This is a genomic window from Enterobacter cloacae complex sp. P13B (genome assembly GCF_014895915.1).
GTDB lineage: Bacteria > Pseudomonadota > Gammaproteobacteria > Enterobacterales > Enterobacteriaceae > Enterobacter > Enterobacter bugandensis.
The window spans coordinates 1-16,506 of the sequence record NZ_JADBQN010000023.1 but is presented as its reverse complement, the minus strand read 5'-3'; the positions used below and the strand labels follow the sequence as shown (position 1 = coordinate 16,506).

Sequence of the window (16,506 nt, the reverse complement as noted above, 5' to 3'; positions counted from 1 at the left end):
GGAGGTTGTGAATGGCAATTGCACTGGTCACCGGCGCGAGCCGGGGCATTGGGAAAGCCACCGCGCTGCAGCTGGCACGTGAAGGCTACACCGTGGCGGTGAACTATCACCACAACATCAAAGCCGCGACGGACGTTATCAATCAGATCGTTGAGGCCGGCGGTAAAGCGTTTGCCGTGCGTGCGGACATCAGCGATGAAGCTCAGGTGCTGGCGATGTTTGACAGCATCGATCGTGAAGGTGAGCCGCTTCGCGCGCTGGTCAATAATGCAGGCATTCTGTTTGAGCAATCCACCATTGAGAATCTGTCCGCAGAGCGCATTAACCGCGTGCTGGCGACCAACGTCACGGGTTACTTTCTCTGCTGTCGTGAAGCGGTGAAACGCATGTCCACCAAGCATGGCGGCAAGGGCGGGGCGATTGTGAATGTCTCTTCCGCCGCGTCTCGTCTGGGCGCGCCGGGTGAATATGTCGATTACGCTGCTTCCAAAGGCGCGGTAGATTCGCTGACAACCGGGCTATCGCTGGAGGTGGCGGCGCAGGGGATCCGCGTGAACTGCGTGCGGCCAGGGCTGATTTATACCGATATCCATGCTTCCGGCGGAGAGCCGGGGCGAGTGGATCGCGTGAAATCGTTACTGCCGATGCAGCGCGGCGGCCAGCCGGAAGAGGTCGCGCAGGCGATTGTCTGGCTGCTGAGCGAGAAGGCGTCTTACGTTACGGGCAGTTTTATCGAGCTGGCTGGCGGGAAGTAAACCCCTCACCCTAACCCTCTCCCCAAAGGGAGAGGGTTAGGTGCCCGGCGTTAAAGTTTCTCGCCGTTGCTCGCAATCACGCCTTTATACCACTTGAAGCTCTTCTTACGGGAGCGCGACATGTCGCCCGTGCCGTCGTCGTGCTTGTTGACGTAGATAAAGCCGTAGCGCTTGCTGTACTGACCGGTGGTGAACGACACGCAGTCGATGCAGCCCCACGGCGTATAGCCCATCAGATCCACGCCATCGTGCGTGACGGCTTTGATCATCTCCTCCACGTGGGCACGCAGGTAGTCGATGCGATAGTCATCGATGATGCTGCCGTCTTCTTCCACCTTGTCGTAGGCACCGAACCCGTTCTCAACGATAAACAGCGGCTTCTGATAACGCTCGTACAGTTCGCACAGGGAATAGCGCAGGCCCACCGGGTCAATCTGCCAGCCCCAGTCGGACGCCTTCACGTGCGGGTTCGGCACGCTGCCTTCAAAGCCGGAAATGGCGTCACCTGTGCCGCCTTCCGCCTTCACCGCGTTGGTCATGTAGTAGCTGAAGCCTAAGTAGTCGCAGGTACCTTCACGCAGGATCTGCTCGTCGCCCGCCTCCATTTTGATGGAAAAGCCGCGGCGCTCCCACTCGTTCAGCACGTAGGACGGGTAGTAACCACGCAGCTGGACGTCGGTAAAGACATAGCGCTCGCGCATGGATTCCTGGGCGAACATCACGTCTTCAGGCTTGCAGGAGAACGGATAGAGCGCCACCATCGCCAGCATGCAGCCGACTTTCATCTCCGGGTTGATGCGGCGCGCGGCTTTCACCGCCAGGGCGCTGGCCACAAACTGGTGGTGCAGCACCTGGTACATGGTCTCTTCCGGGTTGTCATGTTCGGTGTAGACCACGCCCGAGCAGCAGTAGCCGAACAGCGGGGCGCGCCAGTTTCGCTGGTTGTTGATTTCGTTGAAGGTCATCCAGTATTTGACCTTGTGCTTGTAGCGCTCAAACACCACTTCCGCGAAGCGCACGAAGAAATCGACCACTTTGCGGTTGGTCCAGCTACCGTACTCCTGCACCAGGTGCAGCGGCATTTCGAAGTGGGAGAGGGTGATCACCGGTTCGATGTTGTACTTCAGCAGCTCATCGAACATGTCGTCGTAAAACTTCAGCCCTTCTTCGTTTGGCTGCGTTTCGTCACCTTTCGGGAAGATGCGCGTCCAGGCGATAGAGGTACGGAAACACTTGAAGCCCATCTCGGCAAATAGCTTGATGTCTTCTTTATAGTGGCCGTGGAAGTCGATGGCTTCGTGGTTTGGGTAGTATTTACCCGGCACCACCTCCTGCGTGATTTCGCGCGGCACGCCGTGTGCACCGCCGGTCAGCACGTCGCAAATGCTTGGCCCTTTGCCGCCTTTGTTCCAGCCGCCTTCAACCTGATGAGCGGCAACCGCGCCGCCCCATAAAAAATCTTTCGGTAAGGTTATTTTTTTCATCGCTGCTATTCTCAATAAATGGCTTATTGGCATTGAGTCTAGCAAAGCGAAATTGAATGTCACGATATAACAATTTGCGAAAATTGTGATTTGTCACATCGAAAAAACAGGGTGTTTTATTCCGTCAGTTTTTTCGCCAGCTTGCGTCCGAGAGATTCCAGAATATAAATGACGGGAATTTGCGTGGTGATATCGTAGACGCCGCCAATTCGCGTCTGGGGAACGTGCCAGGAGAGATTAAAGTCCGCCAGTTTTGCCAGGCGCGAGTGCTCGTGGCTGGTGATAGAGAGCACCTTGCAGTGATGCAGGCTGAACTGGCTGGCGAAGCGCAGGATCTCCTCGGTTTCGCCCGAGACGGAGAGCACAATCGCCAGCGCATTTTTCGCCATATCATTGGTAACCGGGAAATAAGGGTCATCAATATGATTACTGAATTTACCAATATTTGAAAAGAAGCGTGCGCCATATTTGGCCAAAGAGCCTGACGTGCCCGCCCCGACAAATATAATTCGCTCGGAAGACAAAATGATATTTACCGCATCATTTAATAGCGCGTCGAACTCTTCATTATTCACGCTTTTAAAGAAGCTGATAATTTCGCTGGCACCGAAATTCGCCTGCTGGGGCTCGTTCTGCTCAAGATAGAGCTTAAAGCGCACGCGAAATTCAGAATACCCTTCGCAGTTGAGCTTGCGGCAAAAGCGCAGGATAGTGGTGGTTGAGACGCCGGCCGCATCCGCCAGCTCGCGGATGGTCATGTACATCACTTTGTCCCGGTTTTTGATGACATAGTTGTAGACCATCATTTCCAGGTTATTGAGACTGGCAATGGCGGAGTGGGTGAACATACTCACAGTGGCAAAACTCTCATTCAGACCTCATTTATCCATCATATCATGCAGCCAGACGGCAGGAGCCAATTTTATGCCATTGATTAGTAACGCTTAAATTTTTATGTGAACAAATGTCAGGTGAATTATTTATTTATGTATTTGATTTTTATTGTAAAAATTTACTTTAAAATTATTTTAGCTAACAGGTGTTCACTGGAATCATTCTCAGTTAGCATAGTCATGCGATGAATAATCATCTTAGTTTTCCCGGAGTTTAGTATGGCGAGCAGACCATTAATCGCACAGGGATATTCGCTGGCTGAGGAAGTAGCCAACAGCATCAGCCACGGCATTGGCCTGGTGTTTGGGATTGTCGGTTTAGTGTTATTGCTGGTACAGGCGGTGGATACCAATGCCAGCGCGATGGCCATTACCAGCTATAGCCTGTATGGCGGAAGTATGATCCTGCTGTTCCTGGCCTCGACGCTCTATCACGCGATTCCGCATCAGCGGGCCAAAATATGGCTTAAGAAATTTGACCACTGCGCTATCTATCTGCTGATTGCGGGTACCTATACGCCTTTCCTGCTGGTGGGGCTAAACTCACCGCTGTCGCGCGGCCTGATGATTGTTATCTGGAGCCTGGCGCTGCTGGGGATCCTGTTTAAGCTGACCATTGCGCACCGGTTTAAAGTGTTGTCGCTGGTCACCTATCTGACGATGGGCTGGCTGTCGCTGATTGTGGTGTATCAGCTGGCGATTAAGCTGGCGGTCGGCGGGGTAACGCTGCTGGCGGTGGGCGGTGTGGTCTACTCGCTGGGGGTTATTTTCTACGTCTGCAAGCGCATTCCATACAACCATGCCATCTGGCACGGCTTTGTGCTGGGCGGCAGCGTGTGCCACTTTTTGGCGATTTATTTGTACGTGGGGCAGGTTTAGTTTGTTGTCGGGTGGCGGCTTCGCCTTACCCGACCTGGATTTGCACCCGTAGGCCCGGTAAGCGCAGCGCCACCGGGCGATAGAGCATCACTCTTCCAGTGAATACGGTAGCGGCTCAATACTCAACGTATTCGCGTCGTCGCGCACGCGGAACACGCTGTCCGCTTCCATGTCGTTGTTCATTACAGCCTGTACCAAAAGACGGCCATCGTCCAGCTGGACTGCGGCTAACACGGTACCGGTGCGGCGCCAGTTGTCGCCCATCTTCAGTTCTAAGTCTTCACCTGCTTCCGGTACGCGGCTGGCATGGCCTGCCAGTGTCCACAACGCGCGTTTGTTTGCCCCACGGAATTTTGCACGCGCGACCATTTCCTGACCGGTGTAGCAGCCTTTTTTAAAGCTGATGCCCCCCAGCGCCTGCAGGTTAGTTGCCTGAGGAATAAACTGCGCGCTGTTGGCTGCGTCAATTACAGGCAGACCCGCTTCGATGTTCAGCGCCAGCCACTGCTGGCTGTTGTTGAGCTGCGCTTCGCCGCGCAGCGCCTCGGTCACGCGTTCGGCTGTTGCGGCATCCGTGACTAACAGGAAGCGCTCTGCCGGGTGTTCAAACCACAGGATGGAAGTTGCGCCCTCGCTGACCACCTGTTTTTCTGCATCCGGCAGTTCAGCAAACAGATTTTTCAGCGCCGCACGCGCCTGGAAGCCCGCCACGCCCAGCAGAACATGTTCGTCGTCCGGTGCGATGGTGACTTTGGAAAAGACCGCGTATTTTTTCAGTTCTTTGAGCTGCGCATCGCGCAGGCTACGGCGCTCAATAAAGGCAAAACCGTCCTGACGGCGGAAGAGACGCAGGTTGCTCCACATTTTGCCCTTAGGATCGCAGTGCGCGGCCAGCAGATGCTGGTGTTCAGTCAACTGCGCAACATCCGCAGTCACCTGACCCTGCAAGTATTTTTCGGCGTCGGCGCCGGAGAGGGTTGCCAGCGCCCAGTCATCAAGAGAAATAAGCGTCAGCGGCAGACGCGCAGAGGCGGCGGGCTGGCGCGGAGAAAATGGTGTAAAGGCCATAAAGGTATCCTGAATTGCTTAACGCTTTGATAATGCCTAATGGTAAAAGAGCCTGCAGGCATTGCAAGCGCTTTCAGCAGACCATTTGTGCCATAAACGGGTTATGCGTAGCGCTACGCAAAATAGTGTAATCCGCTGTCTATGTAGGGATTATTCTGGAAGCCTGCTCGTCAAACGCAATATTCCAGTAATGAAACGGTCAAAAACACGTTACACTAGCTGGTGTCCCCGTAGAGAAATTAAGAACAGAAAACGGGGTACCGACTGTGCCAAACGTAATGCAGGAAACTGAACATGGATATTAACAACAAGGCCCGTATTCACTGGGCATGCCGTCGCGGAATGCGTGAACTTGATATTTCCATCATGCCTTTCTTCGAATATGAGTACGACAGCTTAAGCGATGATGATAAGCGTCTGTTTGTTCGCCTGCTTGAGTCTGACGATCCGGATTTATTCAACTGGCTGATGAACCACGGCAAACCCGCCGACACCGAGTTGCAACGGATGGTGCAATTAATTCAAACACGGAATCGGGAACGTGGTCCTGTGGCAATCTGATCTTCGCGTCTCGTGGCGCTCGCAGTGGATGTCTTTATTGCTCCACGGCCTGGTTGCGGCCATCGTTTTACTCATGCCGTGGCCGCTCAGCTATACGCCGCTGTGGCTGCTATTACTTTCGTTTGTTGTTTTTGACAGCGTACGCAGCCAGCGTCGCATTAACGCGCGTCAGGGCGAGATCAAGCTGCTGATGGATTCCCGCCTGCGCTGGCAGGGAAAAGAGTGGGACATTCTCGGTGTGCCCTGGATGCTTAACGCCGGGATGATGTTACGGTTACGCAAAGTGGGGGGCGGACGTTGCCAGCACCTGTGGCTGGCGGCGGACAGTATGGACGCATCAGAATGGCGGGATCTGCGCCGGATGTTGCTGCAACAGCCGACGCAGGAGTAACGCGCGTTAGCTGAATTTTTCTGCCATTTCGCCGAGGATCTGCTCGCACCAGGCCTGCAGGCGCTCGTCGCTGAGATCGTACTGATTGGTTTCATCCAGCGCGAGCCCGACAAACAGCTCGCCGTCGGCAATAATCGGCTTTTTACTGGTGAATTCATACCCTTCGGTTGGCCAGTAGCCGATAAATGCCGCCCCTTTTGGTGCCAGCTTATCGTGCAGCATGCCGAGTGCGTCCAGGAACCATTCGCCGTAGCCCAACTGGTCACCCATGCCGTACATCGCAATAATTTTACCGTCGAAATTGACTGAATCGAGCTGATCCCAGATGGCTTCCCAGTCTTCCTGTATCTCACCAAAATCCCAGGTTGGGATGCCCAGAATCAGCACATCATACTGCTCCATCAAGGCGACCGAGTCATCTTTCAGGTTATGCAACGTCACCAGTTCCGGGCCAATGATGTCGCGAATTTTCTCCGCCGCCATTTCGGTGTAGCAGGTGCTGGAACCATAGAACAGACCAATATTCATCGCGTAACTATCTCAATTCTTGCTATGACTTTGCGCGTAGTGTACCAGAAACCGGTCGCAATCAGGCATAATGGCCTGACTGCAAAATCAAAGGGGCTGATGTGGAAAAGGATCTCGCACTCGTTGAACAGTTTCTCGACGCGCTGTGGCTGGAGAAAAATCTGGCCGAGAATACCCTCAGTGCCTACCGGCGCGATCTCACCATGCTGGTGGAGTGGCTGGCGCGTCGGAAGCTATCGCTTGCGAGCGCGCAAAGCGACGACCTGCAGGCGCTGCTCGCTGAACGCGTAGAAGGGGGGTACAAAGCCACCAGCTCTGCACGCTTGCTCAGCGCAATGCGTCGGCTTTTCCAGCATCTTTATCGGGAGAAGATTCGCGAAGACGATCCCAGCGCGCTGCTGGCGTCCCCGAAACTCCCGCAGCGGCTGCCGAAAGATCTCAGCGAAGCACAAGTTGAGAGATTATTACAGTCACCGGCTGTTGACCTGCCGCTGGAGTTACGCGATAAAGCCATGATTGAGCTATTGTATGCTACCGGCTTGCGCGTTTCGGAACTGGTTGGCCTGACGATGAGCGACATCAGCCTGCGTCAGGGCGTGGTGCGCGTCATCGGTAAAGGAAACAAGGAAAGGCTGGTTCCGCTGGGAGAAGAGGCGGTTTACTGGCTGGAGAAGTATCTTGAGCACGGCCGCCCCTGGCTGCTCAATGGCGCGTCTCTCGACGTCCTGTTTCCGAGCCAGCGCGCGCAGCAGATGACGCGACAAACGTTCTGGCATCGCATCAAGCATTACGCCACACTGGCGGGTATCGACAGTGAAAAGCTTTCGCCGCACGTATTGCGTCACGCCTTCGCGACGCATCTGTTAAACCACGGCGCAGATTTACGCGTGGTGCAGATGCTGCTGGGACACAGCGATCTTTCAACGACGCAAATTTACACCCATGTCGCGACGGAACGCCTGCGGCAGCTACACCAACAGCACCACCCTCGTGCGTGAGTGCCGACAAATTGTAACAGGATCAATTATGAAAAAGTCTTTCGCGCTGTTCACCCTGCTGGCAGCCTCATTTACCGGCTTCGCCCATGCGGATGACGCCGCCATCAAACAGTCTCTGGCTAAGCTTGGCGTCACCAGCAGCGACATCCAGCCTGCGCCGGTTGCCGGTATGAAAACCGTACTGACCAACAGCGGCGTGCTGTACGTCACCGAAGACGGCAAACACTTTATTCAGGGACCGCTGTACGACGTGAGCGGCGCGCAGCCGGTGAACGTCACCAACCAGCTGCTGATGAAAAACCTGAACGCGCTCGAAAAAGAGATGATCGTCTATAAAGCGGCGCAGGAAAAACATGTGATTACCGTCTTCACCGACATCACCTGTGGCTACTGCCACAAGCTGCATGAACAGATGAAAGACTATAACGCGCTGGGCATTACCGTGCGTTACCTGGCCTTCCCGCGCGCAGGCGTACAGAGCCAGCCAGAGCAGGACATGAAGGCGATCTGGTGTGCCAAAGACCGCAACAAAGCGTTTGATGACGCGATGAACGGTAAAGACGTTAAGCCTGCCTCCTGCGACATCGACATTGCTAACCACTACGCGCTGGGCGTGCAGTTTGGCGTGAGCGGTACGCCAGCGATTGTCCTGAGTAACGGCTATGTTGTTCCGGGCTATCAGGGACCGAAAGAGATGAAAGAGTTTCTCGACGCGCACCAGAAACAGTTTGGTGGTAAATAATTCGCGTGAAAGCCCCCATCAAATTGCGCCGCCGCGAGGCGGTTGAACACGTTGATTTACCGGACGATCTCCCGCCGCTGCTAAAGCGCCTCTACGCCAGCCGCGGCGTGCGTCGCGCAGAGGATCTTGAGCGCAGCGTGAAAGGGATGCTGCCCTGGCAGCAGCTGAACGGTATCGAGAAAGCTACCGAAATGCTCTACAACGCGCTGCGTGAGGGAACGCGCATTGTGGTGGTAGGGGATTTCGACGCCGACGGCGCAACCAGCACCGCCCTGAGCGTGCTCAGCCTGCGCGCGCTGGGCTGCGATAATGTCACCTATCTGGTGCCGAACCGCTTTGAAGACGGCTATGGCCTCAGCCCGGAGGTGGTCGATCAGGCCCATGCCCGCGGTGCGCAGATGATCATGACCGTCGACAACGGGATCTCCTCCCATGCGGGCGTCGAGCATGCTCACGCTTTGGGGATCCCGGTGCTGGTCACCGATCATCACCTGCCCGGCGATACGCTCCCCGCAGCAGAAGCGATTATTAACCCCAACCTGCGCGACTGCGATTTCCCGTCGAAATCCCTCGCTGGCGTGGGCGTGGCGTTTTATCTGATGCTGGCGTTGCGTACTCTCTTACGCGATAAGGGCTGGTTCGAATCCCGTGGCATTGCCGTTCCAAACCTGGCCGAATACCTCGACCTGGTGGCGCTGGGCACCGTGGCGGACGTGGTACCTCTTGATGCCAATAACCGCATTTTGACCTGGCAGGGCTTAAGCCGTATTCGCGCGGGCAAGTGCCGTCCCGGAATTAAGGCGCTGCTGGAGATTGCCAACCGCGATCCGCTTAAGCTGGCGGCAAGCGACCTGGGCTTTGCCCTCGGGCCGCGTCTGAACGCTGCCGGAAGGCTGGACGATATGTCCGTCGGCGTGGCGCTGCTGCTGTGCGACAACATCGGCGAAGCGCGCGTGCTGGCCAACGAGCTGGACGCCCTGAACCAGACCCGTAAAGAGATTGAGCAGGGGATGCAGGCCGAAGCGCTGACCCTGTGCGAAAAACTTGAGCGCAGCGGCGATACGCTGCCGGGCGGGCTGGCGATGTACCACCCCGAGTGGCATCAGGGCGTGGTCGGCATTCTGGCGTCGCGCATTAAAGAGCGCTTCCACCGCCCGGTGATCGCGTTTGCGCCCGCGGGCGACGGCACGCTGAAAGGCTCTGGCCGCTCGATTCAGGGGCTGCACATGCGCGATGCGCTGGAGCGTCTGGATACGCTTTATCCCGGTCTGATGATTAAGTTTGGCGGTCACGCGATGGCGGCAGGCTTGTCGCTGGAAGAGGCAAAGTTCGACGAGTTCCAGCGCCTGTTTGGCGAGCTGGTCACCGACTGGATTGACCCGGCGCTGCTGCAGGGCGAAGTGGTCTCTGACGGTGAGCTGTCCGTCTCCGAAATGACGATGGAGGTCGCGCAGATGCTGCGCGATGCCGGTCCATGGGGGCAGATGTTCCCGGAACCGCTGTTCGACGGGCGATTCCGCCTGCTGCAGCAGCGTATCGTTGGCGAACGCCACCTGAAAGTGATGGTTGAGCCGGTGGGCGGCGGACCGCTGCTGGACGGCATCGCCTTCAACGTTGACACCTCCATCTGGCCGGACAACGGCGTGCGCGAGGTCGAGCTGGCGTACAAACTGGATATCAACGAGTTTCGCGGTAACCGCACCCTTCAGATCATCATCGATAATATCTGGCCAATTTAGCGGCAGTAATCTCTATAAAAAAGGGCGTGGATTCGGTACAATCCCGCTCTTATCACCGCATTTTGACAAGTCCATAAAAGAAAACAGACCATGTTTGAAATTAATCCGGTAAAAAACCGTATTCAGGACCTCACGGAGCGCTCTGACGTTCTTAGGGGGTATCTTTGACTACGATGCCAAGAAAGAGCGTCTTGAAGAAGTAAACGCCGAGCTGGAACAGCCGGACGTCTGGAACGAACCTGAACGCGCACAGGCGCTGGGTAAAGAGCGTTCCTCTCTCGAAGCTATCGTAGATACGCTGGATCAAATGGCCCAGGGGCTGGAAGACGTTTCCGGTTTGCTGGAGCTGGCCGTCGAAGCCGACGACGAAGAAACCTTTAACGAAGCCGTGGCAGAACTCGACGGGCTGGAAGAGAAGCTGGCACAGCTGGAATTCCGTCGCATGTTCTCCGGCGAATACGACAGCGCTGACTGCTATCTCGATATTCAGGCAGGTTCTGGCGGTACCGAAGCGCAGGACTGGGCCAGCATGCTGACGCGTATGTATCTGCGTTGGGCGGAAGCGCGCGGCTTCAAAACCGAAATTATCGAAGAGTCTGAAGGTGAAGTGGCCGGTATAAAATCCGTCACTATCAAGATCATTGGCGACTACGCCTACGGCTGGCTGCGTACCGAAACCGGCGTTCACCGCCTGGTGCGTAAGAGCCCGTTCGACTCCGGTGGCCGTCGTCATACCTCCTTCAGCTCTGCGTTTGTTTACCCGGAAGTTGACGAAGATATCGATATCGAAATTAACCCGGCGGACCTGCGTATTGACGTTTACCGTGCGTCCGGCGCGGGTGGTCAGCACGTTAACCGTACGGAATCTGCGGTGCGTATTACCCACATTCCAACCGGGCTGGTAACACAGTGCCAGAACGACCGTTCCCAGCATAAGAACAAAGACCAGGCCATGAAGCAGATGAAAGCGAAGCTTTATGAGCTGGAGATGCAGAAGAAAAATGCTGAGAAACAGGCGATGGAAGATAACAAGTCCGACATCGGTTGGGGCAGCCAGATCCGTTCTTACGTCCTTGATGACTCCCGCATCAAAGACCTGCGTACCGGGGTTGAAACCCGCAACACGCAGGCGGTGCTGGACGGCAGCCTGGACCAATTTATCGAAGCAAGTTTGAAAGCAGGGTTATGAGGAACCAACATGTCTGAACAACAAGCACAGGGCGCTGACGCGGTAGTCGATCTTAACAACGAACTGAAAACCCGCCGCGAGAAGCTGGCAGCGCTGCGCGAGCAGGGCGTGCCGTTCCCGAACGATTTTCGTCGTGACCACACCTCAGACCAACTGCACGCTGACTTCGACGGTAAAGAGAACGAAGAGCTGGAAGCGCTGAACGTCGAAGTGGCCGTTGCGGGCCGAATGATGACCCGTCGTATCATGGGCAAAGCCTCCTTCGTGACCTTGCAGGACGTCGGCGGCCGTATTCAGCTGTACGTTTCCCGTGACGACCTGCCGGAAGGCATCTACAACGAGCAGTTCAAGAAGTGGGACCTGGGCGATATCCTGGGCGCGAAAGGTAAACTGTTTAAAACCAAAACCGGTGAACTGTCTATCCACTGCACCGAGCTGCGTCTGCTGACCAAAGCCCTGCGCCCGCTGCCGGACAAGTTCCACGGCCTGCAGGATCAGGAAGCGCGCTATCGTCAGCGTTACCTGGATCTCATCTCTAACGATGAATCCCGCAAGACCTTCAAAATTCGCTCCCAGATCATGGCCGGTATTCGCCAGTTCATGGTCAACCGCGACTTTATGGAAGTGGAAACCCCGATGATGCAGGTGATCCCTGGCGGCGCGTCTGCGCGTCCGTTCATCACCCATCACAACGCCCTGGATCTGGACATGTACCTGCGTATCGCGCCGGAACTGTACCTGAAGCGTCTGGTGGTCGGTGGTTTCGACCGCGTGTTTGAAATCAACCGTAACTTCCGTAACGAAGGTATCTCCGTTCGCCATAACCCAGAGTTCACCATGATGGAACTCTATATGGCGTACGCGGACTACAAAGATCTGATCGAGCTGACCGAATCCCTGTTCCGTACCCTGGCGCAGGACATTCTGGGCACCACGCAGGTTCCTTACGGTGAAGAAGTGTTCGACTTCGGCAAGCCGTTCGAAAAACTGACCATGCGCGAAGCGATCAAGAAATACCGTCCGGAAACCAACATGGCGGATCTGGATAACTTCGACTCTGCGAAGGCCATCGCTGAAAGCATCGGCATCAAGGTTGAGAAGAGCTGGGGTCTGGGCCGTATCGTGACCGAGATCTTTGAAGAAGTGGCGGAAGCACACCTGATTCAGCCGACCTTTATTACCGAATACCCGGCTGAAGTTTCTCCTCTGGCGCGTCGTAATGACGAGAACCCGGAAATCACCGACCGTTTCGAATTCTTCATCGGCGGCCGTGAAATCGGCAACGGCTTTAGCGAGCTGAACGATGCGGAAGACCAGGCGCAGCGTTTCCAGGATCAGGTTGACGCGAAAGCAGCAGGCGATGACGAAGCGATGTTCTTCGATGAAGACTATGTGACCGCGCTGGAGCACGGCCTGCCACCAACCGCAGGCCTGGGTATTGGTATCGACCGTATGGTGATGCTGTTCACCAACAGCCACACCATTCGTGACGTGATCCTGTTCCCGGCAATGCGCCCGGTGAAATAAGGCGTTACGTTGCTATAAAAGCCCCGAAAGGGGCTTTTTTATTGCGCCGCGAACGCTCTCAGCGCGTCTCGCGCGACCGTTGCTTCCTGCACCATCCACGGGCTAAAGCTCCATGGGGCGGCGTCCAGCGCGCGGAATAACGACTCCAGCGTCACCCATTCAAATGCCATCACTTCATCATGGTTAATTCGCAGTTCGCTGGTGACGCGGGCAGCGAAGACCGGGCAAATCTCGTTTTCCACGATCCCGGAAGGATCCGTTTCGCGGTAGCGGAATTCTGAGGCGACAGGCGTAATCGCGGTAATTTCTGCGCCAATTTCATCGCGGCAGCGACGGATAATTGCCTCTTCCGTCCGTTCACCAGATTGAGGGTGACCGCAGACGGAGTTCGTCCAGACGCCTGGCCAGGCTTTTTTACTTAGTGCACGTCGGGTTACCAGACACTCGCCTTCGGCGTTAAACAGCCAGGATGAGAAAGCCAGATGCAGAGGGGTTTGGGTGGTGTGCGCGGCGTATTTTTCCTGAGTGCCAATCACCATTCCCTGGTCGTTTACCAAAATAACGTATTCTTGAATACTCATTGATGCTCCAGTGCCAAAATGCCGAGTGGTTCAGCACCATCAGCCGAAGCATTATACTGCATTCTTATACGAACGGTTTGGCTCGTAGAGCGGAAAAGGGCATGACCCCTGTTCGTTTTGGCTGTTATCATAGTGCGCCATTCACGCTGACCGAGGATCTGTTTTGTTTGCAGGAAGCCTGACGAGAAAACCTCTTACCGCTATTTTTTGCCTGACGCTGACGCTATTCCTGGCGGGCTGTTCAGGGAGCAAATCTTCGGATACGGGAAGCTATTCCGGTTCGGTCTACACCGTCAAACGCGGGGATACGCTATACCGGATTTCGCGCGCAACGGGGACCAGCGTGAAGGATCTGGCGCGCCTGAATAACATCTCTCCGCCGTACACCATCGAAGTGGGACAAAAGCTCAAGGTGAACGGCAGTTCGTCCTCGGGCAAAAAATCCTCATCGAAAGGCAAAACCGCCAAAGTGACGCCGTCCTATCAGGTACCGCAATCGTCATGGCCGCCGGTTGGACAGCGCTGCTGGATTTGGCCTGCCAGCGGTAAAGTGGTCGCCCCTTACTCACTCTCTGAAGGTGGCAACAAGGGTATTGATATCGCCGCTGCGCGCGGTACGCCGGTTTATGCCTCCGGGGCAGGGAAGGTGGTTTATGTGGGTAACCAGCTTCGCGGCTACGGTAACCTCATCATGATTAAGCATGGCGAAGATTACATCACCGCCTACGCGCATAACGACACGATGCTGGTCAACAACGGGCAGAACGTGAAGGCGGGGCAGAAGATAGCCACCATGGGCAGCACCGGTACCGATTCGGTGAAGCTGCACTTCCAGATCCGCTATAAGGCGACGGCCATCGATCCGCAGCGTTACCTTCCTGCGCCCGGCAGCAAACCGAAGTGCTAAGTGATTATTTAATCGCCGGTTAGTTGTGAAGAGGCTTGTATGAAGGTGCGTAAGGTCTATAATGCCTTACGCACCTCAAAGCGGGCGTAGTTCAATGGTAGAACGAGAGCTTCCCAAGCTCTATACGAGGGTTCGATTCCCTTCGCCCGCTCCAGCCTCCTGATAAATCAATAAGTTATAGCTTATCAGTTAGTTACGTAGCCCTGCTTTAGCAGGTACAACTTAAACTACCCATTGCTCTACGCCCGCACCTGTCGCGTGATTGGTCTGTGGTACAAGAGAGCATATCATCACGCTGGCGGTGGTTCCTGGTTCTTACCGCGACAGCACAACAACGAACAAAAAGCCGCATACCTGGCATAACTCCCGAACAGATTGATCATACGCATTTAAGCCCGATGTGCGGCCTTTTGGCTGCTATTGTCTGAAATCTGATACATTGCACAAACATCATGTGGATTGCTGTAAAGTTCATCAGTATGATTGCTAGCACAATCAGCAATTGGGAAAGCACTTCTGGAAGATAAGGGACGAGACGATATGAAAGTGACTGATGAAGCTTTGTTACGTTCAGGGTTTACGCAGCCCGAATTGCAGAAGATAAAAAGCAATATTGAAAAATATGGAGGAACGCTTGGAGAGGCCATAAATGACCTTGCCAGGCGATTTTTTACCTTGGCGGGAGTGGTGGCTGTGTGTGCCTTAATCCTACTGCTACTTATCGTCTTCAGCTCACCTGATAGAGCATTTGCATGGGGGCTGGCGATGATCTTTGGGGTTGCCATTATGTCCTTCGCACAGCCGCCGGTAATTTCATATAAATCCTGGCGTTACCGAAAAACTATCAAGGATTAACTGGTTCCATTTTCTGTTGTTAGTAGATCGAAAATCTTTGTTATGCGTACCAATAATGTAGAGGCTCAATGCTAATCCCATGATTCTCTACAGCGATAAAGCCAGCGTATCTAGAGTCAGTAATAAGCACGCCACCACCGGTCCCGGTGAGACCCAGTTTGCCAGGGCCATGCGCTGCCTCAATATTATCCCTTTATGTGCTGAAACCAGCCAGGCAAAAGGCCGAGTGGAACGGGCTCATCTGACACTTCAGGACAGGCTAGTTAAGGAGCTCAGACTAAAAGGGATCAGTAGAATGCTTTCGCCGAAGAATATATAGCTGACTACAACAGGCTATTTGCCAAAGCACCTCGACATGATTTTAATGCTCACCGACCACTGACACTAGACGATGATCTTGATGCGGAGTTTACCTGGCGTGAGCCTCGTCGGGTCTCAAATAGACTGACCGTACAATACGATAAAATCCTCTATCAGATTGAGGACAGCGAATACAGTCGAAGAGCCATCGGCAAGTATATAGATGTCTGGCATTACCCTGACGGAAATAAGGAGCTGAGACTAAATGGCGTGCTCCTGCCCTACTCCACCTATGGCCGACTTTCTGAGGTCGATCCCGTCGCAATTGACCATGTGTTAGATGTTGCACGTCAGTTCCAGAGAAAACGGGACAATAATCGCTCAAAATCGTTACCTTTTTCTGGTGATGAGCCTTCCCGCAGACGGCACGCCCTAGTATCAACAAATCCCAGCGCTCGCTGAACGAATATGACCTGCTCGAAGCAATGATAAAGCTTCAGGGGAGATCTGAGACCATCTTTGGTAAAAGGTGAACTGAAGGAAATACCGTACTGACTGACCAGTCGCGATATGTGTGCCGTGTTGCAGCTATTACAACCATATCCTAATAAGATTTCTGAGAAATGCAAATAACTTCTATGATATTATATATAAAGGAGACGCTGGGAAACCGGGGTAATGTTCGGGTGTCACAGAATCCCAAACCGCTTCGCGGTTAAAGCTAGGAGGAATGTCATACATGAGGTGGGTCTGTTTCAAGGTAGACTAGGCTTTGAGAGGGCAATTGTGTTATTTGAGGAAGGCTGCGAAGAACTCAGTAATATCAATGTGTTAAGCCAAATGAGATTTCCCATAAAAAATATATCTGCAATTTTACAAGAGTTACGAGAAATACTTGAGCACGAACATTTAATTTAATTCATTAACTTAAACGCGAGGCTGTAACATGAAAAACAATACATATAATTTGAATCAAGTTTATTCTATTATAAGAGACTATTATGTTGACTCATTCCCACATTCTCTCAGTTTCATTTCTTCAGAAGCCCTGAGTTTTCATTTAAAAAAACATGGCAGCACAGCTAGAGTCATAAAGCACGAAACTGGTT

General features: G+C 54.2%; 17 protein-coding genes, 1 tRNA gene and 1 pseudogene. 14 read left to right on the top strand and 5 right to left on the bottom strand.

Translation table 11 applies throughout. From position 1 onward, the window contains the following. Window positions 1-11 precede the first annotated feature (11 nt). Window positions 12-755, top strand: a complete 744-nt coding sequence (locus tag IM273_RS11495; RefSeq protein WP_048960830.1) for an SDR family oxidoreductase — start codon at window positions 12-14, stop codon at window positions 753-755. Window positions 756-805: 50 nt separating this feature from the next. On the opposite strand, the gene bglA is transcribed toward IM273_RS11495, so the two are convergent. Both bglA and IM273_RS11485 read right to left on the bottom strand, forming a co-directional pair. Further along, entirely contained in the window at window positions 806-2,239 is a 1,434-nt protein-coding gene (bglA, locus tag IM273_RS11490) for a 6-phospho-beta-glucosidase BglA (RefSeq protein ID WP_193051829.1), read from the bottom strand. 116 nt (window positions 2,240-2,355) lie between these two features. Beyond that, entirely contained in the window at window positions 2,356-3,087 is a 732-nt protein-coding gene (locus tag IM273_RS11485) for a MurR/RpiR family transcriptional regulator (RefSeq protein ID WP_028014325.1), read from the bottom strand. A gap of 264 nt (window positions 3,088-3,351) precedes the next feature. On the opposite strand from IM273_RS11485, the gene IM273_RS11480 reads away from it, so the two are divergent. Then, window positions 3,352-4,011 (top strand): hemolysin III family protein, encoded by a 660-nt coding sequence (locus IM273_RS11480; RefSeq protein WP_023331242.1) that lies wholly within the window; start codon window positions 3,352-3,354, stop codon window positions 4,009-4,011. Window positions 4,012-4,098: 87 nt separating this feature from the next. On the opposite strand, the gene ygfZ is transcribed toward IM273_RS11480, so the two are convergent. Beyond that, entirely contained in the window at window positions 4,099-5,079 is a 981-nt protein-coding gene (ygfZ, locus tag IM273_RS11475; protein WP_028014323.1) for a tRNA-modifying protein YgfZ, read from the bottom strand. 294 nt (window positions 5,080-5,373) lie between these two features. On the opposite strand from ygfZ, the gene sdhE reads away from it, so the two are divergent. Next, the gene (gene sdhE / locus IM273_RS11470; protein WP_010435322.1) at window positions 5,374-5,640 is read left to right on the top strand and encodes an FAD assembly factor SdhE; all 267 of its coding nucleotides are present in this window, start codon (window positions 5,374-5,376) and stop codon (window positions 5,638-5,640) included. Beyond that, window positions 5,621-6,031 (top strand): protein YgfX, encoded by a 411-nt coding sequence (locus tag IM273_RS11465; protein ID WP_028014322.1) that lies wholly within the window; start codon window positions 5,621-5,623, stop codon window positions 6,029-6,031. The genes sdhE and IM273_RS11465 overlap by 20 nt, the downstream gene beginning before the upstream one ends. A gap of 6 nt (window positions 6,032-6,037) precedes the next feature. On the opposite strand, the gene fldB is transcribed toward IM273_RS11465, so the two are convergent. Continuing rightward, entirely contained in the window at window positions 6,038-6,559 is a 522-nt protein-coding gene (gene fldB / locus IM273_RS11460; protein ID WP_041908355.1) for a flavodoxin FldB, read from the bottom strand. 101 nt (window positions 6,560-6,660) lie between these two features. Between fldB and xerD the strand changes: the two genes are divergently transcribed. From xerD to lysS, 5 genes are all read left to right on the top strand, one after another. After that, window positions 6,661-7,557 (top strand): site-specific tyrosine recombinase XerD, encoded by an 897-nt coding sequence (gene xerD, locus IM273_RS11455; RefSeq protein ID WP_193051889.1) that lies wholly within the window; start codon window positions 6,661-6,663, stop codon window positions 7,555-7,557. Window positions 7,558-7,585: 28 nt separating this feature from the next. Beyond that, window positions 7,586-8,299: a bifunctional protein-disulfide isomerase/oxidoreductase DsbC gene (gene dsbC, locus IM273_RS11450; protein ID WP_193051888.1), complete on the top strand. Its 714-nt coding sequence runs from the start codon at window positions 7,586-7,588 to the stop codon at window positions 8,297-8,299. Window positions 8,300-8,304: 5 nt separating this feature from the next. Further along, window positions 8,305-10,038 carry a single-stranded-DNA-specific exonuclease RecJ gene (gene recJ / locus IM273_RS11445; RefSeq protein ID WP_193051887.1) on the top strand — a complete coding sequence of 578 codons (1,734 nt, stop codon included), beginning with the start codon at window positions 8,305-8,307 and terminating at the stop codon, window positions 10,036-10,038. 90 nt (window positions 10,039-10,128) lie between these two features. Next, window positions 10,129-11,227, top strand: a protein-coding gene (gene prfB, locus IM273_RS11440; protein WP_100170824.1) for a peptide chain release factor 2 whose coding sequence is annotated in 2 segments (ribosomal slippage) — window positions 10,129-10,203 and window positions 10,205-11,227 — 1,098 coding nt in all. Because the reading frame shifts where the segments join, the coding sequence is not laid out codon by codon here. Window positions 11,228-11,236: 9 nt separating this feature from the next. Then, window positions 11,237-12,754, top strand: a complete 1,518-nt coding sequence (lysS, locus tag IM273_RS11435; protein ID WP_061097156.1) for a lysine--tRNA ligase — start codon at window positions 11,237-11,239, stop codon at window positions 12,752-12,754. A 38-nt stretch (window positions 12,755-12,792) separates the two neighbouring features. Here lysS and idi read toward each other — a convergent pair whose 3' ends face one another. Then, window positions 12,793-13,335 carry an isopentenyl-diphosphate Delta-isomerase gene (gene idi, locus IM273_RS11430; protein WP_193051886.1) on the bottom strand — a complete coding sequence of 181 codons (543 nt, stop codon included), beginning with the start codon at window positions 13,333-13,335 and terminating at the stop codon, window positions 12,793-12,795. 163 nt (window positions 13,336-13,498) lie between these two features. Between idi and actS the strand changes: the two genes are divergently transcribed. The 5 genes and pseudogenes from actS (at window position 13,499) to IM273_RS11410 (ending at window position 16,315) form a co-directional block, all read left to right on the top strand. Then, the gene (gene actS, locus IM273_RS11425; protein WP_028014314.1) at window positions 13,499-14,242 is read left to right on the top strand and encodes an amidase activator ActS; all 744 of its coding nucleotides are present in this window, start codon (window positions 13,499-13,501) and stop codon (window positions 14,240-14,242) included. 80 nt (window positions 14,243-14,322) lie between these two features. Beyond that, window positions 14,323-14,396, top strand: a tRNA-Gly gene (locus IM273_RS11420). A gap of 386 nt (window positions 14,397-14,782) precedes the next feature. Further along, entirely contained in the window at window positions 14,783-15,097 is a 315-nt protein-coding gene (locus tag IM273_RS11415) for a hypothetical protein (protein ID WP_193051885.1), read from the top strand. A gap of 67 nt (window positions 15,098-15,164) precedes the next feature. Next, window positions 15,165-15,930 (top strand): annotated as a pseudogene (locus tag IM273_RS22430) (ISNCY family transposase); the annotation flags it as partial. Between the two features lie 145 nt (window positions 15,931-16,075). Next, complete coding sequence (locus IM273_RS11410) at window positions 16,076-16,315, top strand: TIR domain-containing protein (protein WP_193051884.1); 240 nt, start codon at window positions 16,076-16,078, stop codon at window positions 16,313-16,315. Window positions 16,316-16,506 lie beyond the last annotated feature (191 nt).